The following is a 23,401-nucleotide window of genomic DNA, read 5'->3' on the forward strand; positions in this document are numbered from 1 at the left end:
CCCTCGGTCTGCCGGGCGCGGCTTTCGCCGCCAGGCGCCCGGGCTACTCCTGCTTCTTGCGCCGCGTGCCGAAGACGATCTCGTCCCAGCTGGGCACCGCCGCCCGGCGGCCCGGGCGGACGCCGTCCGCCTCGGCCTGGCGGTCGGTGGTGCCGATGAGCCGGTCGCGGTGACCGGAGACGGCGCGGGGCATCAGCACGTCGGCGTAGGCGGAGCCGGCGCCCGCGGAGGCCGCCGGTGCCGGCGGCTCCTCGGCCTCGACCTCGTCGGAGGGCTCGGTGCCGTCGGGTTCGGGGACCACCATGTCGCCGCGGAAGCTCGGCACCGCCTCCAGGAGGCTGGTGAGCGAGTCGCGCTCCTCCTCCGGCTCGGGCGCCGGGACGGGCGTCCGGTCCATCTGGCGGTCGAGCGCGCGGTCCAGCGGCCGGTCCCGGGGCAGCCGGGCGATCCGCGGCACGAACGGGAAGCTGGGCTCCGGCACGGCGGCGAGCGTGTCGTCGGTCTCGCCGATCAGCGCCCGTGCCTCGTCGTCGACGGCCTGCACCAGCCGCCGCGGCGGGTCGTAGGTCCAGCTCGCCGTGTGCACCTCGCCCGCGACGCGGTAGACGAGGAGGACCTCCCAGGTGCCGTCGTCACGGCGCCAGGAGTCCCACTGCACGGTGTCCTTCTCGGCGCCGCGCAGCAGCAGACGCTCCTGCACCGCCTCGCCGAGCTGGGGGCCGGTGTTCTCGCCGGGCCGGCGTACGGGAGTCTTGCGGGCGCGCTCGGCCATGAAGGCGCGTTCGGCGAGCACCGGGCCCTCGAAGCGCCGCACGCGGTCGACCGGGATGCCGGCGAGCTGGGCGACCTCCTCCGCGGTCGCACCGGCACGTATCCGTGCCTGGATGTCGCGGGGGCGGAGGTGGCTCTCCACCTCGATCTCGATCTGCCCGAGGCGCGCGCGGTCGTTGCGCACGGCGGCCCGCAGCCGCTCGTCGATCGGAAGCGTGTACTCCGTGCTGTCAGCAGCCTTCAGCACCAGTCGTGTGCCGTCGTTCGAGACGGCCACGACACGCAGTTCGGGCATGGGAACCTCCCGGGTGGTGCCTGCCGACGTCACGTGCGTCGCTGCTTCCGCTAGTCGAGTGTGGCCTGCCCGGGTGCAGCCTGCCACAACCCTGCCGAGTTGCCCGGCGTGTCGGGCATGGACCCTGGGACGCCGTTATGGCACGGTTACCTGATTGCGACGCTGAGTGACCGGCCGTCACGCTGTGTCGCGGGTCCCGTGCGGTGCCGTGGCGCCGCCGGTTCGAGTGCCACCTTCGGCCCCCTTCCGTCGATTCCGGACACCCGCGAGGGAATCCGGCCCCAGGGCTCGCCACAGTACTCCATTCGGGCCACCTGGGTGGACCGGCGCGCCGCCCAACTTCTCGGGCCGTACGGGAGTTGAGTCTCCGTGCTGCCCGCGGCCGCGTGTCGCTCTTCACAGAAACGCCAGAAACGGAACTAATCCCTACGCCCATATGTCCCTTGTGGGTGCATGGTGGAACGAATGAACAAGCAGGGGTTGGACATGCGTCACACGCCGGACGCCGGCACGGAGGCCACACCGGAGAAGAAACGATTCGACCTGAGTGTGGCTCAGGTTTCGGGCAGTGCCCTCGCCGCGGTGCTCGCCGCCAAACTCGCCTCCACGCTGGGCGTCTACGGCACCATCCTCGGCGCCGGTGTGATCAGTGTCATCGCCACCTGCGGCGGCCCGGTCCTCCAGCACCTCCTCAAGCGCACCGGCGAGCAGATGCGCGGGGCCACGGCCGCCGCCGGAAAGCCGGGCAGGCTCCCCAGGTGCGCCGAGCCCGTCAAGCACGTCGAACCTGTCCCGTACGAGGAAAGGCCCGGCGGGGAGTTCGGCGAGCCGACCACGCACGGCACCCGGATGCGTGGCTGGAAGCGACCCGTCCTCGGCGCGGCCGTGGTCTTCCTGCTCGCGATGGGCGGCATCACCGCCTACGAGCTGACCTCGGGGCAGGACCTCGGCGGCACCAAGGGCAGCACCACCTTCGGCTCGGCGGTCCGCGGCCAGGCCGACGGCGCTGCCGGCGGCGGCGCGGGAAAGGGCGAGCAGCGGCCGTCCGGTGACGGCACGCCGGCCGCCCCACCGAGCGCCGGCGGCGGAGCGGGGAAGCGAACGGGCGGGACGGGCACACCGGTTCCGGGCCGCACGCCCGGGACCGGCACCGCCACGCCGGACGGCACCGCGACGCCCACGCCCGCGCCGTCCGGTTCCACCCGGCCCACCGACGGCGCCACGACCCCGCCGCCCTCCCCGTCCTCGCCTCCGACCACTCCGTCCGCCACCGACGCGGCCGGCCGGCCGGTCACGCCGGCCGAGTGACCGTCAGTCGCCCAGGACCCGGCGCAGATAGTCGTTGCCGAAGCGGCGCTCCGGGTCGAGGCGGTCCCGCAGCGCCGTGAACTCGGCGAAGCGCGGATAGACCTTCTCGAAGTAGGCGGCGTCCCTGGTGTGGACCTTGCCCCAGTGCGGCCGGCCGCCGTGCGCGGTCATGATGCGCTCCACCGCCGTGAAGTAGCCGCGGTGCGGCGTGCCCTTGTACAGGTGCACGGCGATGTACGCGGTCTCCCGGCCCGACGCCGTGGACAGCGCGATGTCGTCCGCCGGCGCCGTGCGCACCTCCACCGGGAAGCTCACCTTCAGCGGCGAGCGCTCGACCGTCGCCTTCAGCTCGCGCAGCGCCGCCACCGCCGCCTCACGCGGCAGCGCGTACTCCATCTCCAGGAAGCGGACCCGGCGCGGCGAGGTGAAGACCTTGTACGGGATGTCGGTGTACGTACGGGCGGACAGGGCCCGGCTGGAGACCTTCGCCAGCGACGGGATGACCGGCGGCACCGCCTTGCCCAGCGAGCAGGCGAGCTGGAACACGCCGTTGGAGAGGAACTCGTCCTCGATCCAGCCGCTCAGCCTGCCGACCGGGGCGGCCGGGCCCGCGCTGCGGTTGTTGCGCTTGGTGTTGCAGTTGTCGGTGTGCGGGAACCAGTAGAACTCGAAGTGCTCGTTCTCCGCGTGCAGCGCGTCGAACTCCGAGGTCACCTGGTCGAAGGACATCGGCTCCTCGCGCGCGGTGAGCAGGAAGACCGGCTCCACGGCGAAGGTGATCGCCGTGACCACGCCGAGCGCGCCGAGTCCGATCCTGGCGGCGGCGAAGACCTCCGGGTTCTCGGTCGGCGAGCAGGTCAGCAGGCGCCCGTCGGCGGTGACCAGTTCGAGCGCGCGGATCTGCGCGGCGATGGAGGCGGAGTCGCGGCCGGTGCCGTGGGTGCCGGTCGAGGTGGCCCCGGCGACCGTCTGCTCCATGATGTCGCCCATGTTCGTGAGCGACAGGCCCTCCCGGGCCAGCGCCACGTTGAGCCGCTTGAGCGGAGTGCCCGACTCCACCGTCACGGTCATGGTCTCGCGGTCGATCCGGCGGATGCCGGTGAGCAGCCCCGGCCGGATCAGGACCCCGTCCGTGGCGGCGATCGAGGTGAAGGAGTGGCCGGTGCCGACGGTCTTCACCCGCAGCCCGTCCTCGGCCGCCTTGCGCACGGCGTCGGCGAGCTCCTCGGCGGAGGCCGGGCTCACCTCCCGCACCGGGCGGGAGGTGACGTTCCCCGCCCAGTTACGCCAGGTGGCGTTCCCCGCCCCGCTGCTCCCCGACCTCTGTGTGGTCGTCCTGCTCACGCTGCCCCTCCCGCGTCGGTGCCGGCCTGCGCAGCCGGCGCGTGCCCAGGAGCGCCACCACGACCGCGAGCGCGCCCGAGACCACGGGCACCACGTACGCCGACTCCGCCCCGGACGCGTCGACCACCCAGCCGGCGGCCGAGGAGCCGAGCGCCACACCGATCGCGAGCCCGGTCCCTGTCCAGGTCATGCCCTCGGTCAGTTTGGTGCGCGGTACGTGCGCTTCGACGAGGGCCATGGTGGTCACCATCGTCGGCGCGATGGACAGGCCCGCGACAAAGAGCGCCACGGCCAGCAACGGCAGGTTCCCGGCCAGTAGGAGGGGGATCATACTCACGGCCATCGCGCAGACGCCCACGAGCCAGCGGACCGACGGCTCGCCCTTGAGGTGCAGCAGACCGAAGACCGCGCCGGCGAGGCAGGAGCCCAGCGCGTAGACGGCCAGAACCAGACTTGCCGCGCCCTTGTGGCCCTGCTCCTCGGCGAAGGCGACGGTCACCACGTCCACGGAGCCGAAGATGGCGCCGGTGGCGACGAAGGCGAGCGTGAGGACCTGCAGGCCGGGAGAGCGCAGCGCCGAGCCGCCGGAGTGCGTCTCGCGCGGGTGCGGGGCGGGCTCGGTGGCGCGCTGCGAGGTCAGCCAGAAGACGCCGACGGCGAGGAAGACGCCGGCCAGCAGCGGCCCGGCCTCCGGGAACCAGTTCGTCGACAGGCCGATGGAGATGATCGGCCCGAAGATGAAGCACACCTCGTCGACGATCGACTCCCACGAGTACGCGGTGTGCAGCTTGCGGGCCTCGCCCCGGTAGATGGCCGCCCAGCGGGCGCGGGTCATCGCGCCGAGGCTCGGCACGCAGCCGACGCAGGCCGTGAACACGAACAGGGTCCAGTCCGGGGCCTCGTACTGCACGCAGAGCAGCAGACCCGCGCCCGCCACGAGCGAGATGAGGGTCGCGGGACGCAGCACGCGGCGCTGCCCGTAGCGGTCGACCAGCCGGGATATGCGCGGGCCCAGCGCGGCGGCGGACAGCGCGAGCGTCGCGGAGAGCGCGCCGGCCAGCCCGTACCGCCCGGTGACCTGCGAGATCATCGTGACGATGCCGATGCCCATCATGGACAGCGGCATACGGCCGACGAAGCCGGCCACGGAGAAGGACCGGGTGCCGGGGGCCGCGAAGATCGCGCGATAGGGACTGGGCAAGGGGATCTCCGGGCTCGGGCAGGCATGCGCGTCCGCACGTGTCAGCTCAACACGTGTAATTCATAGCTAAAGCCTACGGCTTTGAACTGATCCGGTCACTTCCTTTTTTCGGCCGGTTCCGGCCGGCGTCCCGGGCGGGGGCCTCGCGGCCGGGGGCGGGCGAAGGGTGGGAGGATCGGTGCCATGCCCGACGAGCTCGATCCCGCCCCGTACGACGCCCTGCTGCTGCTCTCCTTCGGCGGCCCCGAAGGCCCGGACGACGTGGTCCCGTTCCTGGAGAACGTCACCCGCGGCCGAGGCATCCCCAAGGAACGACTGAAAGAGGTGGGGCAGCACTACTTCCTCTTCGGCGGCGTCAGCCCCATCAACGACCAGAACCGCGCCCTCCTCGCCGCCCTGCGCGCGGACTTCGCCGAGGCCGGCCTCGACCTGCCGGTCTACTGGGGCAACCGCAACTGGGCGCCGTACCTCACCGACACCCTGCGCGAGATGGTCACCGACGGCCGGCGCCACATCGCCGTCCTCGCCACCAGCGCCTACGCCTCCTACTCCGGCTGCCGCCAGTATCGCGAGAACCTCGCCGACTCGCTCGCCGAACTGGAGGCGGAAGGCCTGCCGCTGCCCCGCGTCGACAAGCTCCGGCACTACTTCAACCACCCCGGCTTCGTCCGCCCCATGGCCGAGGGCGTCCTCGCCTCGCTCGCCGAGCTGGACGAGTCCGTACGGGCCGGGGCCCACCTGGCCTTCACCACCCACTCCATCCCCGAGTCCGCAGCCGACACCTCCGGTCCCGTCGCCGAGCACGGGAACGGCGGCGCCTACGTCAGGCAGCACCTCGACGTGGCCCGGCTGATCGCCGACGCCGTCCGCGAGGAGACCGGCGTCGAACACCCCTGGCAGCTCGTCTACCAGTCCCGCAGCGGCGCCCCGCACATCCCGTGGCTGGAGCCGGACATCTGCGACCACCTGGAGACGCTGCACGGCGCCGGGGCGCCGGCCGTCGTCATGGTGCCGATCGGCTTCGTCTCGGACCACATGGAGGTCCTGTACGACCTCGACACCGAGGCCACCGCCAAGGCCGCCGAGCTCGGGCTGCCGGTACGGCGCTCGGCCACCGTCGGCGCCGACCCGCGCTTCGCCGCGGCCGTGCGCGAGCTCGTCCTGGAGCGCGCCGCGAACGAGCGGGGCGCACGCGCCGAACGCTGCGCCCTCGGCGCGCTCGGACCCTCCCACGACCTCTGCCCGATCGGCTGCTGCCCCGCGCGGGCCGAGCGGCCCGCGGCCGCCGGCGCCGACAGCCCGTACGCGTAAGGAGAGCGCACCCGTGACCGATCCCGTGCTTGCCGAACTCCTCGACCTCGCCCTGGAGGCGGGCCGCCGGGCCGGCGCCCTGCTGCGCGACGGGCGACCGGACGACCTGACCGTCGCGAAGACCAAGTCGAGCGCGGTCGACGTCGTCACCGAGATGGACATCGCAGCCGAGAAGCTCATCACCGGCTTCCTCGCCGAGCACCGGCCCGACGACGGGCTGCTCGGCGAGGAGGGCGCGGCGAGCCCCGGCACCAGCGGCGTGCGCTGGGTCATCGACCCGCTGGACGGCACCGTGAACTACCTCTACGGGCTGCCGACCTGGGCCGTGTCCATCGCCGCTGAGCGGGACGGCGAGACCGTCGTCGGCGTCGTCGAGGTCCCGCTGCGCGGCGAGACCTTCCACGCGGTCCTCGGCGGCGGCGCCTGGCTCGGCGACCGGCGCCTCGCCGTCCGGCCCTCGCCGCAGCTCGACCAGGCCCTCGTCGCCACCGGCTTCGCCTACGTCCAGACCCGCCGCGCCCACCAGGCCGACATCGTCCGGCGCCTTCTGCCGCAGGTCCGCGACATCCGCCGCGCCGGCTCCGCCGCCATCGACCTGTGCGACGTCGCCGCCGGCCGCCTCGACGCGTACTACGAGCGCGGCCTCAACCCCTGGGACCTCGCCGCGGGCGACCTCGTCGCGCGCGAGGCCGGCGCCCTCACCGGCGGCCGGCCGGGCGAGCGTCCCTCCGGCGAGCTGACCCTGGCGGCCTCGCCGGGCCTCTTCGCGCCGCTGCAGGACTTCCTGGAGGCCGAGGGCGCCTGGCACGACTGACGGCCGCCGGCCCCGTGCCGACGCGGAAGGGCCCCCGGAGCCGACGGCTCCGGGGGCCCTTCCGCGTCCACGGGGTCAGGCGCGGGCCGCGCCGACCTCCACGCCGTGTTCGGCGGCCAGGCGGTGCAGGTCGTCGAGCTCGGCCTGCTCGACCTCCGCGAGGAAGTCGTCGCCCGTCTCACGAGCGCGCGTGAGGTCCGACTGCGTGGTCCTGATGCGGTGCAGCAGTCCAGCGGTGAAAGCGTCCATCGTGCGCCCCCTCGTCGTGGGTCGGTGGCACGGGGAGTGCCGGGGGTGATGGATCACGCACCGCTACCTCTGGGGGACAGAGAGCAGTAGGTGGCGGGCGCCACCTACGGGGCGTGATCGCGGGGTGTGCAGTCGTCCTCCCCACCCCCTCCCGGACGGAAACCTCAACTCACGCGCGAATCAGGTGAATTCTTCCCCTCCCGCCCCACCGGCCCCCGTCGCGGCCCGCCCGGACCCGCCTCCCACCTGGTCCCGGGCTCCTCCGTACCGCCGCCTTACAGCCGGTTTACGCGCGTTCGGGGCAGGATGGACACGCACAGTCAGTGCGTGAAACCGCCCCGCCCGCGCGCAGCCCCTTGCGCGGACCGGGGCCCAGGAAAGGACTTACGGACGTGCGCGTACTCGTCGTCGAGGACGAGCAGCTGCTCGCGGATGCGGTGGCCACCGGCCTGCGCCGGGAGGCCATGGCGGTCGACGTCGTGTACGACGGCGCCGCCGCCCTGGAACGCGTCGGCGTCAACGACTACGACGTCGTCGTCCTCGACCGCGACCTCCCGCTGGTCCACGGCGACGACGTCTGCCGCAAGATCGTCGAGCTCGGCATGCCCACCCGCGTCCTGATGCTGACCGCGTCCGGCGACGTCAGCGACCGCGTCGAGGGCCTGGAGCTGGGCGCCGACGACTATCTGCCCAAGCCCTTCGCCTTCACCGAGCTCACCGCCCGCGTGCGCGCCCTCGGCCGCCGCACCAGCGTCCCCCTGCCGCCCGTCCTGGAGCGGGCCGGCATCAAGCTCGACCCCAACCGCCGCGAGGTCTTCCGCGACGGCAAGGAGGTCCAGCTGGCGCCCAAGGAGTTCGCGGTCCTGGAGGTCCTCATGCGCAGCGAGGGCGCCGTCGTCTCGGCCGAGCAGCTCCTCGAGAAGGCCTGGGACGAGAACACCGACCCGTTCACCAACGTCGTACGCGTCACCGTGATGACCCTGCGCCGCAAGCTCGGCGAGCCGCCCGTCATCGTCACCGTTCCCGGCTCGGGATACCGGATCTGACCCGATGCCCCAGTCCCCGTCGATCCTGCACGCGCCTCCGAAGCCGACCTGGGACCCCAGGACCCCGGTCCGGCCGCTGCTGCGTCCGACCATCCGGATAAGGCTCACCCTGCTCTACGGCGGGATGTTCCTGATCGCCGGCATCCTGCTCCTGGCGATCATCTATCTGTTCACCGCCCAGGCCCTGAGGGACACCACCGCCGACCTGCCCTTCAAGGTGGTCAGCGGCACCGTCACGGCCACCACGGACTGGTGCCAGCTGCCCGACAAGTCCACCGGCGAGCAGCTGAACAACGCCGTCTCCATGTGCCTGCGGCACCAGAGCGACCTCGCCCTGGACGACCTGCTGCGCCGCTCCCTCTTCGCCCTTCTCGGCCTCAGCATCATCGCCTTCGCCTTCGGTTACGCGATGGCCGGACGCGTGCTGTCCCCGCTCGGCCGGATCACCCGCACCGCCCGCCAGGTGGCCGGAACGGATCTGTCCCGGCGGATCGAGCTGGACGGGCCGGACGACGAGCTCAAGGAGCTCGCCGACACCTTCGACGAGATGCTGGAACGCCTGGAGCGGGCCTTCAGCGCCCAGCAGCGCTTCGTCGCCAACGCCTCCCACGAGCTGCGCACGCCGCTCGCGATCAACCGCACGCTGCTGGAGGTCCAGCTCTCGGACCCCGGGGCGCCGGTGGAGCTCCAGCAGCTTGGCAAGACCCTGCTCGCCACCAACGAGCGCAGCGAGCAGCTGGTCGAGGGCCTGCTGCTGCTGGCCCGCAGCGACAACGAGATCGTCGAGCGCAAGTCGGTCGACCTGGCCGAGGTCGCCTCGCGGGCCATGGACCAGGTGCACGCCGAGGCCGAGGCCAAGGGCGTGGGGTTCCGCGGCGAGCGGGCGCCGGCCGTGGTGCAGGGCAACGGCGTCCTGCTGGAGCGGATCGCCCTGAATCTGGTGCAGAACGCCGTGCGGTACAACGTCGCGGACGGCGGCTGGGTCGAGGTCACCACCGACACCGGGAACGGCCAGGCGGTCCTGGTGGTCTCGAACACGGGGCCCGTGGTCCCGGCGTACGAGATCGACAACCTTTTCGAGCCATTCCGGCGGCTCCGGCAGGAGCGCACCGGGAGCGACAAGGGCGTCGGCCTCGGCCTGTCGATCGCGCGGTCCGTCGCGCGGGCCCACGGCGGCCGTATCATCGCGGAGCCCCGCGAGGGCGGAGGCCTCGTGATGCGCGTCACTCTGCCGATGTGACACGCCGCACGAGCGACCGGATTTGTTCGCCTTGCGCGAAATCTCCGGTGCTCATTTCTGAGACGGTCCTGTGTGATCGATCACAGGGCCGAGTGTCCGGCTCTCCACTCTCCGTGATCGCGAATTCCTTCGGAAAACCCGGAAAAGTCCGGGTTTCCGGGGGTCTGAATGACGGGAAGTACACGGGGTGGCACCTGTGAGGGAGCGCCGCAGGACCGTGTACGGTCCGGTTCGCCACCCAAAGCCGCTCACTCGTGAGAGGGCGGATTGGGTGTCGATTGAGTAACAGACCTTGATGTGAGGCAAAATCTCCGCCTCGGGTCGGGCACAAGTCCGGCCTCTCACGCGTTACGTGCGCTGGAGACACCGCAAACCACCCAGAGGGGGAGAGCGACATGGCAACGGATTACGACACCCCACGCAAGACCGACGACGACGTCGACTCGGACAGCCTTGAAGAACTGAAGGCCCGGCGCAACGACAAGTCGACCTCGACCGTCGACGTCGACGAGTTCGAGGCCGCCGAGGGCCTGGAGCTCCCGGGCGCCGACCTTTCGAACGAGGAGCTGGCCGTCCGGGTCCTGCCCAAGCAGGCTGACGAGTTCACCTGCATGAGCTGCTTCCTGGTGCACCACCGCAGCCAGCTGGCTCGGGAGAAGAACGGCCAGCCGATCTGCCGCGACTGCGACTGAGATCGAGTGGCCGTGGCAGGCGACACACCGTCTCGGAAGCGGCGGCTCCGGCTCCCCGGGAGGCCGGAGGCGTACCAGGGCGGCTCGGGCCCGGCGGAGGGCGTTCACGACGCTCCCTCGGCCGCGCACTCCGCCCCCCTGCCCACCCCTGGCGCACGTGACGACGGGCGAGGCCCCACGGCCTCGCTCGAAGCAGCGGACGCGCCCCGGACCGGACCCGGGCCCGACCCGGACCAGCCCGCCCCGGGCACCCCGGACGACACCCGCAAGGGCGGCGTCCTCAAGCGCGTGGCCAACCCCGCACGCGTCCAGCTCGACCGCATCAAGCTCGACAGCGCCCGCATCGAGGCCGTACGGCGCGGAGTCAGGCGTGGCGGTCAGGGCGCCAAGGCAGGGCTCGGCTATCTCGTCGACCGCGTCATCGAGATCGCCCCGCGCGTGCCCGTACGGGACCTCGACACCCTGCGACGGCAGTTCCCCGGACTCGGCCCCGAACAACTGGCCGACAAGCTGGTGGCCGGCGCGGCCCACGCCAGCGCCACCGTCGGCGCCGGCATCGGCGCCGCGGCCATGCTGCCCGTGCCGCCCGCGATGCCCGCCGAGCTGGCCGCGGAGATCACCGGCGTCGCCGCCGTCGAGCTCAAGCTCATCGCCGAGCTGCACGAGGTCTACGGCCAGCGGCCGCCCGGCACGCTCGCCCAGCGCTCGACCGCGTATCTGACCTCCTGGGCGGAGGAGCGCGGCATCGACCCCACCAAGCCCACCACCGTCAACGCGGCCCTCGGCGGCCAGCTCAAGCGCGAACTGCGCCAGCAGATCACCAAGCGCCTGGTGCGCAACCTGCCGAACCTCACGCCGTTCCTGGTGGGCGCCGCCGTCGGTGCCGTCATGAACCGGCGCGACACCAGAAAGCTCGCCGCGCACATCCGCAAGGACCTGCGCGCCCGGCAGATCCCCTGGCACGCCCTCGGCCACCAGCCCGCCCTGGAGCAGCCGGAGAACCCCAAGGACATCGACTTCTAGCCCTCCCGGGCCCCTCGAGGCGGCTCCCGGCCGCCTCCGGGCCTCGCGGGGGAGGCCGGGCCCAGGCCCGGCCCAGGCCCGGCTAGGAGACCTCGGAACGGGCCGCCTCCAGGGCCTTCGCCAGCGCCTTCGGGTCACGGCTGGACAGATACACGTACGGCGTCGGGTCCGCCGGATCCGTCACCTCGACGCGCAGGGCCGTCGCGACGTAACTGCGCATCAGCATGAAGGCGCGCGGATCGGCCTTGTACGTGCGCCAGGCGCGCGCCTCCTCCGCGTCCAGGACCTCCGGCGCGCCCAGCGCCGACACCGGAATCCGCGCGTCACCCGCCACCAGCGAACCGGCCACCACCCGGATCCGGGCCGACCCGTAGGAGGAGACCGCCGCCGCGGCCAGCGCCGCCGCCGCGATCACACCGCCCAGCGTCGGCACCGTCCCCAGCGGGAACATGATCAGACCGCCCGACAGACCGAGCAGCGCCACGATCACCCACCAGCTACGGGGCGCCGTCAGACGCTCGTCGAAACGGGGCACGGTCGAGGGCGCGGAAGGCTGCTGCATGCCCTCAAGCTTGGCACGGCGCGACCGCCGCCCGGCCGCGCGGGTAAGGTCTGCGCCTGTGACTGGAACATCTGCCGCTCTCACCCCGCCGGCCGACGCCATACCGCCGGTACGCCACCCGGACGCGCCCGCCCCCGGCGAGCTGCTCGGTGCGCACTACGAGTACTGCTTCGGGTGCGGCGGCGGGCAGCCCCACGGGCTGCACCTCGAGGCGCGCGCGGGCGAGGGCGTGACCGTCACCGCCGAGTTCACCGTGACCCCCGACCACCAGGGCGCCCCGGGCCTCGCGCACGGCGGCGTGCTCGCCACCGCGCTCGACGAGACCCTCGGCTCGCTCAACTGGCTGCTGCGGGTCATCGCCGTGACCGGGCGTCTGGAGACCGACTTCGTACGGCCCGTCCCGGTCGGCACCGTGCTCCACCTGGAGGCCGAGGTCACCGCCGTGCACGGCCGCAAGATCTACTCGACCGCCGTCGGCCGGATCGGCGGGCCCGAAGGCCCCGTCGCCGTCCGCGCCGACGCCCTCTTCATCGAGGTGAAGGTCGACCACTTCATCGACAACGGCCGCCCGGAGGAGATCCAGGCCGCCATGTCCGACCCCGACCAGGTCCGGCGCGCCCGCGCCTTCGAGGTGAACCCCTGATGCGCAATCCCGTCGACGTACTCATCCGCCGCCTGGACCCGGAGGTGCCGATCCCGGCCTACGGGCACCCCGGCGACGCCGGCGCCGATCTGGTGACCACCGAGGCCGCCGAGCTCGCCCCGGGGGAGCGGGCCGTCCTGCCCACCGGCGTCTCCATCGCCCTGCCCGACGGCTACGCCGCCTTCGTCCACCCGCGCTCCGGTCTCGCGGCCCGCTGCGGCGTCGCGCTCGTGAATGCCCCGGGGACGGTCGATGCCGGGTACCGTGGAGAGATCAAGGTGATCGTGGTCAATCTGGACCCGCGTGAGAGCGTGCGGTTCGAACGGTTCGACCGGATCGCCCAGCTGGTCGTCCAGCAGGTCGAGAAGGTGCGCTTCCACGAGGTCGCGGAGCTTCCCGGCTCCGCGCGGGCCGAGGGGGGCTTCGGGTCCACCGGCGGTCACGCCGCCGTGGACGGCACAACGGGTGGGAATCGATACGCTTCGGTCGTATCCGACCGGGAAGGACAGTGACGTGTTCGGACGTCGCAAGAAGAGCGGTGCCGCTCAGGACGCAGCGGGCGAGGCCGAGCAGGTCGTCGACGCGGTGGACGCCGAGGACGCGGCCGACGCGGCCGAGGGGTCGCGCCGGGTGAACCTTCCGCCGGCGCCCCGGCCCGACGGTCCCTGGGACATCTCCGAGGTCAGCAAGCCCGAGGAAGGCCGCGTCGACCTCGGCGGCCTCTTCGTGCCCGGTGTCGAGGGCATGGAGCTCCGGGTGGAGGTGGCGGGCGACGCGATCGTCGCGGCCACCGTCGTGCTGCGCGACAGCGCCGTGCAGCTCCAGGCGTTCGCCGCGCCGAAGAAGGAAGGCATCTGGGGCGAGGTCCGCGACGAGATCGCCGGCGGCATCGTCCAGCAGGGCGGCGCCATCGAGGAGGTCGAGGGCCCGCTCGGCTGGGAGCTGCGCGCCCAGGTCCCGGTGCAGCTGCCGGACGGCAACCGCGGCGTCCAGCTGGTGCGCTTCGTCGGTGTCGACGGGCCGCGCTGGTTCCTGCGCGGAGTGATCTCCGGGCAGGGCGCGGTGCAGCCCGAGGCCGCCGGTCTGCTCGAGCAGATCGTCCGCGACACCGTGGTCGTCCGCGGCGAGGGCCCGATGGCCCCGCGCGACCCGATCGTCCTCAAGCTGCCCAACGACGCGCAGATGGTGCCGGACGGCGTGCAGCAGGAGGACCAGGCCGGCTCCCGCTTCTCGGGCGGCATGGGCCAGCTGCAGCGCGGTCCGGAGATCTCCGAGATCCGCTGACATCCGCCGGCCCCGGCCGGCGCACGCGAGCAGGGCCCGGTGGGCCGCTCCCCGACGGGAGCGGCCCACCGGGCTTTCCGCGTTCCGCGGCCCTCCGGCTTCTCCCGGGTTATCCACAGGCCTGGCAGCGCCGCGCGCTCTCGGCACATACTGACGGCGCACAGGTTCGAACCAGGGGGGAATCACGGTGAGTGAGAGCAAGGCGCGGACCGGCACGGCCGTCGTCGAGGACCCGGCCGGCGCGCCCATGGTCCGCGTGGAGAACGTCCACCGCTCGTACGGGACGGGCGCCGCCGCCGTCCACGCCCTGCGCGGCGTCTCCTTCGACATCACGCGCGGCGAGCTGGTCGCCCTCAAGGGACGGTCGGGCTCCGGCAAGACCACGCTGCTCAACCTCGTGGGCGGCCTCGACAGCGCCGACCAGGGCCGCATCGTCATCGACGGCACCGACCTCGCCGACCTGGGCGAGGACGGCCTCCTGGAGCTGCGCCGCGACCGCATCGGCTTCATCTTCCAGTCCTTCGGCCTCATACCGATCCTGACCGCCGCGGAGAACGTCGGCGTGCCGATGCGACTGCGCAAGGCCGACCCCAAGGAGCGCGAGGAGCGGGTCGCCCTCCTGCTCGCCCTGGTGGGCCTCGCCGACCACGCCGCCCAGCGCCCCGGAGAGCTCTCCGGCGGCCAGCAGCAGCGAGTCGCCATCGCCCGCGCCCTCGCCAACCGCCCGGCCCTGCTGATCGCCGACGAACCCACCGGCCAACTCGACGCCGAAACCGGCCTCGCCGTCATGGAACTCCTCCGCGCCGTCGTCCGCAGCGAGGGCTGCACCGCCCTCGTCGCCACCCACGACCACCAGCTCCTGGGCCTCGCCGACCGCGTGCTGGAGCTGCGCGACGGCGAGATCATCGAACACTGAACGGAGCCGGGGGAGCGGAGACCTCGTCGGAGGACGCGGAGGGCCGGGAGCCTCGCGGCATCAGGATCACGTCAAGACGGCGGCGGGGGGTGCGGAGCGGGCGGGATGGCGTTTTGGCTGGACGTAAGGTCGAGCCATGGGACGCGGGACACTACGGATCTACCTGGGAGCGGCACCGGGCGTCGGCAAGACGTACGCGATGCTCTCCGAGGGGCATCGGCGCGTCGAGCGGGGCACGGACTGCGTGGTGGCGTTCGTGGAGCACCACGGGCGGCCGCGTACCGAGGTGATGCTGAACGGACTCGAGCAGGTCCCGCGCCGCGCGATCGAGTACCGGGGCGGCACCTTTCCCGAGATGGACATCGCCGGCGTCCTGGCCCGCCGGCCCGCCGTCGCCCTCGTCGACGAGCTCGCCCACACCAACGTGCCCGGCTCGCGGAATGCCAAGCGCTGGCAGGACGTGGAGGAGCTGCTCGCCGCCGGGATCGACGTCGTGTCGACCGTCAACATCCAGCACCTCGAATCGCTGGGCGACGTGGTCGAGGCGATCACCGGCGTGCGGCAGCGCGAGACCGTCCCCGACGAGGTCGTCCGCCGCGCCGACCAGATCGAGCTGGTCGACATGTCGCCGCAGGCCCTGCGCCGGCGCATGGCGCACGGCAACGTCTACCAGCCGGACAAGGTCGACGCGGCCCTGTCCAACTACTTCCGGCCGGGCAACCTGACGGCGCTGCGCGAGCTGGCGCTGCTGTGGACCGCCGACCGGGTCGACGAGTACCTGCGGCAGTACCGCGGCGAGCACAACATACGTTCCACCTGGCAGGCCCGCGAACGGATCGTCGTCGGCCTCACCGGCGGCCCCGAGGGACGCACCCTCATCCGCCGCGCCACCCGCCTCGCCGAGAAGGGCGCCGGCGGCGAGGTCCTCGCCGTCTACATCTCCCGCAGCGACGGCCTCACCTCCGCGTCCCCGAAGGAGCTGGCCGACCAGCGGACCCTCGTCGAGGACCTCGGCGGAACGTTCCACCACGTCATAGGCGACGACATCCCCGCCGCCCTCCTGGAGTTCGCCCGGGGCGTCAACGCCACCCAGATCGTCCTCGGCTCCAGCCGCCGCCGCTCCTGGCAGTACGTCCTCGGCCCCGGCGTCGGTCAGACCGTCGCCCGCGACTCCGGACCCGACCTCGACGTCCACATCGTCACCCACGAGGAGGCCGCCAAGGGACGCGGCCTTCCCGTCGCCCGCGGCGCCCGCCTCGGCCGCGCCCGGATCGTCTGGGGCTGGCTGGTCGGCGTCCTCGGCCCCGTGCTGCTCAGCCTGCTGCTCACCCATGTCGACGCGGACCTCGGGCTCGCCAACGACATGCTGCTGTTCCTCGCCCTCACGGTCGCCTCCGCCCTGCTCGGCGGCTTCCTGCCGGCCCTCGCCTCCGCGGCCTTCGGCTCCCTCCTGCTCAACTGGTTCTTCACCCCGCCGCTGCACCGCCTGACCGTCGCCGACCCCAAGAACATCGTGGCCATCGCCGTCTTCTTCGGCGTCGGCATCTCCGTGGCCTCGGTGGTCGACCTCGCCGCCCGGCGCACCCACCAGGCCGCCCGGCTGCGCGCCGAGTCCGAGGTCCTCTCCTACCTCGCGGGCAGCGTCCTGCGCGGCGAGACCAGCCTCGACGCCCTCCTCGAACGGGTCCGGGAGACCTTCTCGATGGACTCCGTCGCCCTGCTCGAACGCGCCGGCGACCTCGAACCCTGGACCTGCGCGGCGAGCGTCGGCCCCCGGCCCGTCGCCCGGCCCGAGGACGCCGAGGTCGACATGCCCGTCGGCGACCACCTCGCCCTCGCCCTCTCCGGCCGGGTGCTGCCCGCCGAGGACCGGCGCGTCCTCGGCGCGTTCGCCGCCCAGGCCGCCGTCGTCCTCGACCGCCAGCGCCTCGTCGACGAGGCCGAGGAGGCCCGCAAACTCGCCGAGGGCAACAAGATCCGCACCTCGCTCCTCGCCGCCGTCAGCCACGACCTGCGCACGCCGCTGGCCGGCATCAAGGCATCCGTCTCCTCGCTGCGCTCCGACGACGTCGAGTGGTCGGAGGAGGACCGGGCCATGCTCCTCGAAGGCATCGAGGAGGGCGCCGACCGGCTCGACCACCTCGTCGGGAACCTCCTCGACATGTCCCGGCTCCAGACCGGCACCGTCACGCCGCTGATCCGCCCGACCGACCTGGACGAGGTCGTCCCGATGGCCCTCGGCGGCGTCCCCGACGGCAGCGTCGAACTCGACATCCCCGAGACCCTGCCCATGGTCGCCGTGGACCGGGGCCTGCTGGAGCGGGCCGTCGCCAACATCGTCGAGAACGCCGTGAAGTACAGCCCCGAGGGAGTGCCGGTCGCCGTCGGCGCGAGCGTCCTCGGCGAGCGCCTCGAACTGCGGGTCACCGACCGCGGCCCCGGCGTGCCCGACGAGGGCAAGGACGGCATCTTCGAGCCGTTCCAGCGCTTCGGCGACGCCCCGCGCGGCTCGGGCGTCGGCCTCGGCCTCGCGGTCGCCCGCGGATTCGTGGAGGCCATGGGCGGCACCCTCGCCGCCGAGGACACTCCGGGCGGCGGGCTCACCATGGTCCTCACGCTCACGACGGCGCGCCGCGGCGCCGCCGGGCCGCCGGCCGAGGCTGCCGGGGGCCCCGAGAACCCCGGGCCGCCGCCCGAGGACGCCGACCCCGAGGACGCCGAGGCCGCCGCCGCGCCGCCGCCCGGGAACCCCGAGGACGCCGGCTCCGCGGCGTCCGCGCACACCTTCACGTAACCCGGGCCGCGGCCCCGGCCGGCCGACGCCGGCGTCCCGTACCACCCCTCGTACCAAAGGAAAGAAAGGCAGCTGTTCATGACCCGGGTCCTGGTGGTCGACGACGAGCCACAGATCGTCCGCGCCCTGGTGATCAACCTCAAGGCGCGCAAGTACGAGGTCGACGCGGCGCCCGACGGCGCCACCGCCCTCCGGCTCGCCGCCGAGCGGCACCCCGACGTCGTCGTCCTCGACCTCGGCCTGCCCGACATGGACGGCGTCGACGTGATCAAGGGCCTGCGCGGCTGGACCCGGGTGCCGATCCTCGTGCTGTCCGCCCGGCAGACCTCCGACGAGAAGGTCGAGGCGCTCGACGCGGGCGCCGACGACTACGTCACCAAGCCCTTCGGTATGGACGAGCTCCTGGCCCGGCTGCGCGCCGCGGTCCGCAGGGCCGAGCCGGTCGGCGGCGGCGAGGACGGCGTCGTGGTCGTCGAGACCGAGGACTTCACGGTGGACCTGGCCGCCAAGAAGGTCCACCGCGCCGGCAGGGACGTCCGCCTCACGCCGACCGAGTGGCACCTGCTGGAGGTCCTGGTCCGCAACAGCGGCCGGCTGGTGAGCCAGAAGCAGCTGCTCCAGGAGGTGTGGGGCCCGTCGTACGGCACCGAGACCAACTACCTCCGGGTGTACATGGCGCAGTTGCGCCGGAAGCTGGAGCAGGACCCGTCGCATCCGCGCCACTTCGTCACCGAACCGGGCATGGGATACCGCTTCGAACACTGAGTGCGCCAGCGCCGCTCCCACCTGCTCCCGCGGCCGGTCCGGGGCCGGGTTCGGTGGGGACGAGGGCCGGTACGCTTTCTGTATGAGTGCTGCACCGCGTACAGAGAAGCCGGCCGGGCGCTTCCGCCGTATGCTCGACCGCCTTTCCACCTCCCAGGAGGAACTGGAGTCGGTGGAGCTCCAGGAGGACTCCGCGGCGTCGGGGTGCACGCGCATCTCCGACTGTTCCGACCGCGAGATAGTCAAGGTGACTGGTACGTTGCGCACGGTCACCCTGCGTCCCAGGGCCGGGGTGCCCGCGCTGGAGGCCGAGCTGTTCGACGGCACGGCGCCGCTGGACGTCGTCTGGCTGGGCCGCCGGTCCATCGTGGGCATCGAACCGGGCCGCAAGCTGATCGCCTCCGGCCGCATCTCGATGAGCCACGGCCGGCGGGTCCTCTTCAACCCCAAATACGAGCTCCGACCGCTCGGACAGGAGTAGCCGGTGACGTCCGTCGACAAGCCGACCACCGACCAGTCGCCCGCCGACCCGTCGGCCGCCGCCCAGCCGGCGCCCGACCAGCAGGCGCAGGCCGACAAGGCGGTGACCGAGGCCGCGCTCTTCGAGGCCTTCGGCGGGGTGCGCGGCATGATCGAGACGATCGTGCCCGGCCTGCTCTTCGTCACGATCTTCACGGTCAACAAGAACCTGCACGTGTCGGCGATCGCCGCGCTCGCGGTGTCGCTGGTGCTCGTGGCCGTCCGGCTGATCCGCCGCGACACCGTCAAGCACGCCTTCAGCGGCGTCTTCGGCGTGGCCTTCGGCGTCGTCTTCGCGATGATGACCGGCAACGCCAAGGACTTCTACCTGCCGGGCATGCTCTACACGCTCGGGCTCGCCCTCGCGTACATCGTCACGACCCTCGCCGGCGTGCCCCTGATCGGCCTGATCCTCGGCCCGGTCTTCAAGGAGAACCTCTCCTGGCGCACCCGCAACCCGGGCCGCAAGAAGGCGTACGCGAAGGCCAGCTGGGCCTGGGGCCTGATCCTGCTCGGCAAGTGCGCGGTCCTCTTCCCGCTGTACTGGTGGGCCGACCCGACCAAGTTCGGCTGGGTGTCGGTCGCGCTGAAGATCCCGCCGTTCCTGCTCGCGGTCTATCTGACCTGGGTGTTCCTCGCCAAGGCTCCGCCGCCGATCGACGTGTTCGCGGAGATGGAGGCGGAGGAGAAGGCCGAGAAGGCCCGCCGGGCCGGGCTCCAGGCCGGTGCCCAGGCCCAGGAGCGTGCCGAGGCCCAGGAAGCCCATGAGGCCCATGAGGCCCAGGCGCAGCCCCGGGGCCGTACCGACGCCTGATCGCCGGACGCGCCGCCGCGACCCGCACCGGCCCGTACCGACCGCGCCCTCCGCGTACGCCAAGGGGCCCGGGACCTGTCACAGGTCCCGGGCCCCTTGCCGTACTCCCGTACGCCCGTACGCCGGTACGAAGCGTCGGCCGCGGTGATGCCGCGCCCTCAGGACTCGGTGGTCTCCCGGCGGACCGACAGCAGGTCCTCCAGCTGCTCCTCGCGCGCCTGCGCGGCCACGAACAGCAGCTCGTCGCCCGCCTCCAGGGTCTCCTCCGCGCTCGGCGTGAGCACGCGCGAGCCGCGGATGATGGTGACGAGGGAGGTGTCCTGCGGCCAGGCCACGTCGCCCACCTGGGTGCCGGCGATCGCCGACTCCGGCGGCAGCGTGAGCTCCACCAGGTTGGCGTCGCCGTGGCTGAAGCGCAGCAGCCGGACCAGGTCGCCGACGCTCACCGCCTCCTCCACCAGGGCCGACATCAGACGCGGCGTCGAGACGGCGACGTCCACGCCCCACGCCTCGTTGAACAGCCACTCGTTCTTCGGGTTGTTGACCCGGGCGACGACGCGCGGCACGCCGTACTCGGTCTTGGCGAGCAGCGAGACGACGAGGTTCACCTTGTCGTCGCCGGTCGCCGCGATGACCACGTTGCAGCGCTGCAGCGCCGCCTCGTCCAGCGAGGTGATCTCGCAGGCGTCGGCGAGCAGCCACTCCGCCTGCGGCACCCGCTCCACCGAGATGGCGGTGGGCGCCTTGTCGATGAGGAGGACCTCGTGCCCGTTCTCCAGCAGCTCGCCCGCGATGGAACGGCCCACCGCGCCCGCGCCGGCAATAGCGACACGCATCAGTGACCGCCCTCCTCGGGACCCTCGGCGAAGGCCGCCTCGACCTTGTCGATCTCGTCCGTCCGCATCATCACGTGGACGAGGTCGCCCTCCTGCAGGACCGTCTGCGAGGTCGGCAGAATCGCTTCGCCCAGCCGGGTGAGAAACGCCACCCGCACGCCGGTCTCCTCCTGGAGGCGGCTGACCTTGTGGCCGATCCACGCCGGGGAGGTGTGCACCTCGGCCAGCTGCACGCCGCCGCTGGGGTCGCGCCACAGCGGCTCGGCGCCGGACGGCAGCAGCCGCCGCAGCATCTGGTCGGCGGTCCAGCGGACCGTCGCGACGGTGGGAATGCCCAGGCGCTGGTAGACCTCGGCGCGCCGCGGGTCGTAGATCCGGGCGGCCACGTTCTCGATGCCGAACATCTCGCGCGCGACCCGCGCCGCGATGATGTTGGAGTTGTCGCCGCTGCTCACCGCGGCGAAGGCGCCCGCCTCCTCGATGCCCGCCTCGCGCAGCGTGTCCTGGTCGAAGCCCACGCCCGTGACACGCCGTCCGCCGAAACCCGAGCCCAGACGGCGGAAGGCCGTCGGGTCCTGGTCCACGACCGCGACCGTGTGCCCCTGCTGCTCCAGGGTCTGCGCGAGAGCGGCTCCCACTCGCCCGCAGCCCATGATGACGATGTGCACGTCCCCTTACCCCGCACTCCTGATCGCCTTGCTGACCTGCGAAAACACCCTGATCACAACTTTCCTGGCCAGTTTCGGCCACCTACCCGGTCGGACAGCGGCTCGTGCTGTCCGGTCCGAGCTTATGCGGCAACGGTGGCAGCGACCTCACCGGAGGTGGTAACCAGGGAGATTCGGTGGGGATCGGGGGTCGTGGCGGCGCGGCCCTTTTCGAACGCTTACGATCCTCTGTTGTGTCCAAACTGACCGACGTGCCCAAACGGATCCTGATCGGGCGGGCCCTGCGCAGCGACAAGCTCGGCGAGACCCTCCTGCCGAAGCGGATCGCCCTGCCCGTCTTCGCCTCCGACCCGCTGTCCTCGGTGGCGTACGCGCCGGGCGAGGTCCTTCTCGTCCTGTCCGTCGCGGGCCTGTCGGCCTACCACTTCAGCCCGTGGATCGCGCTCGCCGTCGTGGTCCTGATGTTCACGGTCGTCGCCTCGTACCGGCAGAACGTGCACGCCTACCCGAGCGGCGGCGGTGACTACGAGGTCGCCACCACCAACCTCGGGCCGAAGGCCGGACTCACCGTCGCGAGCGCCCTGCTCGTCGACTACGTCCTCACCGTCGCCGTCTCGATCGCCTCCGGCATCGAGAACCTCGGCTCGGCGGTGCCGTTCGTGGTCGAGCACAAGGTGGCCTCCGCCATCGCGGTGATCGTGCTGCTGACGCTGATGAACCTGCGGGGCGTGAAGGAGTCCGGCGGCCTCTTCGCCATCCCCACGTACGTCTTCGTCTTCGGCGTCTTCGTCATGATCATCTGGGGTGCCTGGCGCGGGATCGTCCTCGACGACACCATGCGCGCGCCCACCGCCGACTTCGAGATCAAGGCCGAACACCAGGGCCTGGCCGGATTCGCCCTGGTCTTCCTGCTGCTGCGCGCCTTCTCCTCCGGCTGTGCGGCGCTCACCGGCGTCGAGGCCATCTCCAACGGCGTCCCGGCCTTCCGCAAGCCCAAGTCGAAGAACGCCGCCACCACGCTCGCGCTCATGGGCGGCCTGGCCGTCACCATGTTCTGCGGCATCATCTTCCTGGCCATGGCGACCGACGTCCGGATGGCCGAGAACCCGACCGAGGACCTGCTGCTGGGCGGCAAGCCGGTCGGCGAGGGCTACGTCCAGGACCCGGTGATCTCGCAGGTCGCCGCGGCCGTCTTCGGCCAGGACACCTTCTTCTTCATCCTGCTGGCCGCCGCCACCGCGCTCGTCCTCTTCCTGGCCGCCAACACGGCGTACAACGGCTTCCCGCTCCTCGGCTCGATCCTCGCCCAGGACCGCTACCTGCCGCGCCAGCTCCACACCCGCGGCGACCGCCTGGCCTTCTCCAACGGCATCGTGCTGCTGGCCGGCGCCGCCGCCCTGCTGGTGTGGATCTACGGAGCGGACTCGACCCGGCTGATCCAGCTCTACATCGTCGGCGTCTTCGTCTCCTTCACGCTCAGCCAGATCGGCATGGTCCGGCACTGGAACCGCCACCTGGCGAGCGAGCGGGAACCGGCCAAGCGCCGTCACATGATCCGCTCCCGCGCGATCAACGCCTTCGGCGCCTTCTTCACCGGCCTGGTCCTCGTGGTCGTCCTCGCCACCAAGTTCACCCACGGCGCCTGGGTCGCGCTGCTCGGCATGGTGATCTTCTACGTGACGATGACCGCCATCCGTAAGCACTACGACTCCGTCGCGGCGGAGATCGCGGCGGCCGAGGAGCGGCCGGACGAGTACGTCCGTCCGTCCCGGGTCCGGTCCATCGTCCTCGTCTCCAAGCTGCACAAGCCCACGCTGCGCGCGCTCGCGTACGCCAAGCTCATGCACGCGAGCGAGCTGGAGGCGCTGACCGTGAGCGTCGACCCGGCCGAGACGAAGGCGCTGAAGGCGGAGTGGGAGCGGCGCGGCATCAACGTGCCGCTGAAGATCCTCGACTCGCCGTACCGCGAGATCACGCGCCCGGTCGTCGAGTACGTGAAGAACCTCCGCCAGGAGAGCCCGCGCGACGCGGTCTCGGTCTACATCCCGGAGTACGTGGTCGGCCACTGGTACGAGCACCTGCTGCACAACCAGAGCGCCCTGCGCCTCAAGGGCCGGCTGCTGTTCACGCCGGGCGTGATGGTGACCTCGGTGCCGTACCAGCTCCAGTCCTCCGAGGCCGCGAAGAAGCGGGCGAGGAAGCGCCAGGAGTGGAACGCGCCGGGCTCGGTGCGCCGCGGACCGGTGGAGAAGCGCCAGAAGGAATCGGCGACGAAGAGCGGCTGAGGGCGACCGGCTGACGGCGAC

At 72.3% G+C, this 23,401-nt stretch carries 23 protein-coding genes; 16 read left to right on the plus strand and 7 right to left on the minus strand.

Annotated features, from left to right (window positions below; all coding sequences use genetic code 11):
- Window positions 1-43: 43 nt before the first annotated feature.
- A complete protein-coding gene (gene sepH, locus ACIGO8_RS24690; RefSeq protein ID WP_399734577.1) occupies window positions 44-1,099 on the minus strand; it encodes a septation protein SepH in 1,056 nt (351 codons plus the stop codon).
- A gap of 453 nt (window positions 1,100-1,552) precedes the next feature.
- Between sepH and ACIGO8_RS24695 the strand changes: the two genes are divergently transcribed.
- Complete coding sequence (locus tag ACIGO8_RS24695; protein ID WP_399734579.1) at window positions 1,553-2,374, plus strand: hypothetical protein; 822 nt, start codon at window positions 1,553-1,555, stop codon at window positions 2,372-2,374.
- Between the two features lie 3 nt (window positions 2,375-2,377).
- Here ACIGO8_RS24695 and ACIGO8_RS24700 read toward each other — a convergent pair whose 3' ends face one another.
- Window positions 2,378-3,718: a D-arabinono-1,4-lactone oxidase gene (locus tag ACIGO8_RS24700; RefSeq protein WP_399734582.1), complete on the minus strand. Its 1,341-nt coding sequence runs from the start codon at window positions 3,716-3,718 to the stop codon at window positions 2,378-2,380.
- Window positions 3,657-4,919: an MFS transporter gene (locus ACIGO8_RS24705; RefSeq protein ID WP_399734585.1), complete on the minus strand. Its 1,263-nt coding sequence runs from the start codon at window positions 4,917-4,919 to the stop codon at window positions 3,657-3,659. Before ACIGO8_RS24705 ends, ACIGO8_RS24700 begins: the two co-directional genes overlap by 62 nt.
- Before the next feature lie 183 nt (window positions 4,920-5,102).
- Between ACIGO8_RS24705 and ACIGO8_RS24710 the strand changes: the two genes are divergently transcribed.
- Both ACIGO8_RS24710 and ACIGO8_RS24715 read left to right on the plus strand, forming a co-directional pair.
- On the plus strand, window positions 5,103-6,230 hold the full coding sequence (locus tag ACIGO8_RS24710) for a ferrochelatase (RefSeq protein ID WP_399734588.1): 1,128 nt from the start codon (window positions 5,103-5,105) through the stop codon (window positions 6,228-6,230).
- Between the two features lie 13 nt (window positions 6,231-6,243).
- Window positions 6,244-7,044: an inositol monophosphatase family protein gene (locus ACIGO8_RS24715; RefSeq protein WP_399734591.1), complete on the plus strand. Its 801-nt coding sequence runs from the start codon at window positions 6,244-6,246 to the stop codon at window positions 7,042-7,044.
- Window positions 7,045-7,119: 75 nt separating this feature from the next.
- On the opposite strand, the gene ACIGO8_RS24720 is transcribed toward ACIGO8_RS24715, so the two are convergent.
- Window positions 7,120-7,293 (minus strand): hypothetical protein, encoded by a 174-nt coding sequence (locus ACIGO8_RS24720; RefSeq protein WP_399734594.1) that lies wholly within the window; start codon window positions 7,291-7,293, stop codon window positions 7,120-7,122.
- 392 nt (window positions 7,294-7,685) lie between these two features.
- Between ACIGO8_RS24720 and ACIGO8_RS24725 the strand changes: the two genes are divergently transcribed.
- The 4 genes from ACIGO8_RS24725 (at window position 7,686) to ACIGO8_RS24740 (ending at window position 11,294) form a co-directional block, all read left to right on the plus strand.
- A complete protein-coding gene (locus tag ACIGO8_RS24725) occupies window positions 7,686-8,339 on the plus strand; it encodes a response regulator transcription factor (protein WP_073907497.1) in 654 nt (217 codons plus the stop codon).
- A 4-nt stretch (window positions 8,340-8,343) separates the two neighbouring features.
- Window positions 8,344-9,579 (plus strand): sensor histidine kinase, encoded by a 1,236-nt coding sequence (locus ACIGO8_RS24730; RefSeq protein ID WP_399734599.1) that lies wholly within the window; start codon window positions 8,344-8,346, stop codon window positions 9,577-9,579.
- A gap of 395 nt (window positions 9,580-9,974) precedes the next feature.
- Window positions 9,975-10,271 carry a DUF4193 domain-containing protein gene (locus ACIGO8_RS24735; protein ID WP_003955561.1) on the plus strand — a complete coding sequence of 99 codons (297 nt, stop codon included), beginning with the start codon at window positions 9,975-9,977 and terminating at the stop codon, window positions 10,269-10,271.
- Between the two features lie 12 nt (window positions 10,272-10,283).
- Window positions 10,284-11,294 (plus strand): hypothetical protein, encoded by a 1,011-nt coding sequence (locus ACIGO8_RS24740; protein ID WP_399734601.1) that lies wholly within the window; start codon window positions 10,284-10,286, stop codon window positions 11,292-11,294.
- A gap of 82 nt (window positions 11,295-11,376) precedes the next feature.
- Here ACIGO8_RS24740 and ACIGO8_RS24745 read toward each other — a convergent pair whose 3' ends face one another.
- Window positions 11,377-11,856 carry a DUF3093 domain-containing protein gene (locus tag ACIGO8_RS24745; RefSeq protein ID WP_399734605.1) on the minus strand — a complete coding sequence of 160 codons (480 nt, stop codon included), beginning with the start codon at window positions 11,854-11,856 and terminating at the stop codon, window positions 11,377-11,379.
- A 58-nt stretch (window positions 11,857-11,914) separates the two neighbouring features.
- On the opposite strand from ACIGO8_RS24745, the gene ACIGO8_RS24750 reads away from it, so the two are divergent.
- The 8 genes from ACIGO8_RS24750 to ACIGO8_RS24785 all read left to right on the plus strand — a co-directional run bounded on the left by ACIGO8_RS24750 (window position 11,915) and on the right by ACIGO8_RS24785 (window position 19,591).
- Window positions 11,915-12,499: a PaaI family thioesterase gene (locus tag ACIGO8_RS24750; protein WP_399734608.1), complete on the plus strand. Its 585-nt coding sequence runs from the start codon at window positions 11,915-11,917 to the stop codon at window positions 12,497-12,499.
- A complete protein-coding gene (dut, locus tag ACIGO8_RS24755; RefSeq protein ID WP_389645545.1) occupies window positions 12,499-13,011 on the plus strand; it encodes a dUTP diphosphatase in 513 nt (170 codons plus the stop codon). The genes ACIGO8_RS24750 and dut overlap by 1 nt, the downstream gene beginning before the upstream one ends.
- Window position 13,012: 1 nt before the next feature.
- Window positions 13,013-13,783, plus strand: a complete 771-nt coding sequence (locus ACIGO8_RS24760) for a DUF3710 domain-containing protein (protein ID WP_399734612.1) — start codon at window positions 13,013-13,015, stop codon at window positions 13,781-13,783.
- Between the two features lie 247 nt (window positions 13,784-14,030).
- Entirely contained in the window at window positions 14,031-14,699 is a 669-nt protein-coding gene (locus ACIGO8_RS24765; protein ID WP_399735067.1) for an ABC transporter ATP-binding protein, read from the plus strand.
- A gap of 136 nt (window positions 14,700-14,835) precedes the next feature.
- Window positions 14,836-17,493, plus strand: a complete 2,658-nt coding sequence (locus ACIGO8_RS24770; protein WP_399734614.1) for a DUF4118 domain-containing protein — start codon at window positions 14,836-14,838, stop codon at window positions 17,491-17,493.
- Window positions 17,494-17,571: 78 nt separating this feature from the next.
- Window positions 17,572-18,258: a response regulator gene (locus tag ACIGO8_RS24775; RefSeq protein WP_399734617.1), complete on the plus strand. Its 687-nt coding sequence runs from the start codon at window positions 17,572-17,574 to the stop codon at window positions 18,256-18,258.
- A gap of 82 nt (window positions 18,259-18,340) precedes the next feature.
- Entirely contained in the window at window positions 18,341-18,739 is a 399-nt protein-coding gene (locus tag ACIGO8_RS24780) for an OB-fold nucleic acid binding domain-containing protein (protein ID WP_356066235.1), read from the plus strand.
- Between the two features lie 3 nt (window positions 18,740-18,742).
- Window positions 18,743-19,591: a DUF3159 domain-containing protein gene (locus tag ACIGO8_RS24785; RefSeq protein WP_399734619.1), complete on the plus strand. Its 849-nt coding sequence runs from the start codon at window positions 18,743-18,745 to the stop codon at window positions 19,589-19,591.
- Window positions 19,592-19,749: 158 nt separating this feature from the next.
- Here ACIGO8_RS24785 and ACIGO8_RS24790 read toward each other — a convergent pair whose 3' ends face one another.
- Both ACIGO8_RS24790 and ACIGO8_RS24795 read right to left on the minus strand, forming a co-directional pair.
- Window positions 19,750-20,427: a potassium channel family protein gene (locus ACIGO8_RS24790; RefSeq protein ID WP_399734622.1), complete on the minus strand. Its 678-nt coding sequence runs from the start codon at window positions 20,425-20,427 to the stop codon at window positions 19,750-19,752.
- A complete protein-coding gene (locus ACIGO8_RS24795) occupies window positions 20,427-21,095 on the minus strand; it encodes a TrkA family potassium uptake protein (protein WP_046911473.1) in 669 nt (222 codons plus the stop codon). The genes ACIGO8_RS24790 and ACIGO8_RS24795 overlap by 1 nt, the downstream gene beginning before the upstream one ends.
- Before the next feature lie 233 nt (window positions 21,096-21,328).
- On the opposite strand from ACIGO8_RS24795, the gene ACIGO8_RS24800 reads away from it, so the two are divergent.
- The gene (locus ACIGO8_RS24800) at window positions 21,329-23,380 is read left to right on the plus strand and encodes an APC family permease (RefSeq protein ID WP_399734626.1); all 2,052 of its coding nucleotides are present in this window, start codon (window positions 21,329-21,331) and stop codon (window positions 23,378-23,380) included.
- Window positions 23,381-23,401 lie beyond the last annotated feature (21 nt).

It is taken from the genome of Streptomyces sp. NPDC053493, from assembly GCF_044544825.1.
In the GTDB taxonomy this organism is placed as follows: Bacteria; Actinomycetota; Actinomycetes; order Streptomycetales; family Streptomycetaceae; genus Streptomyces.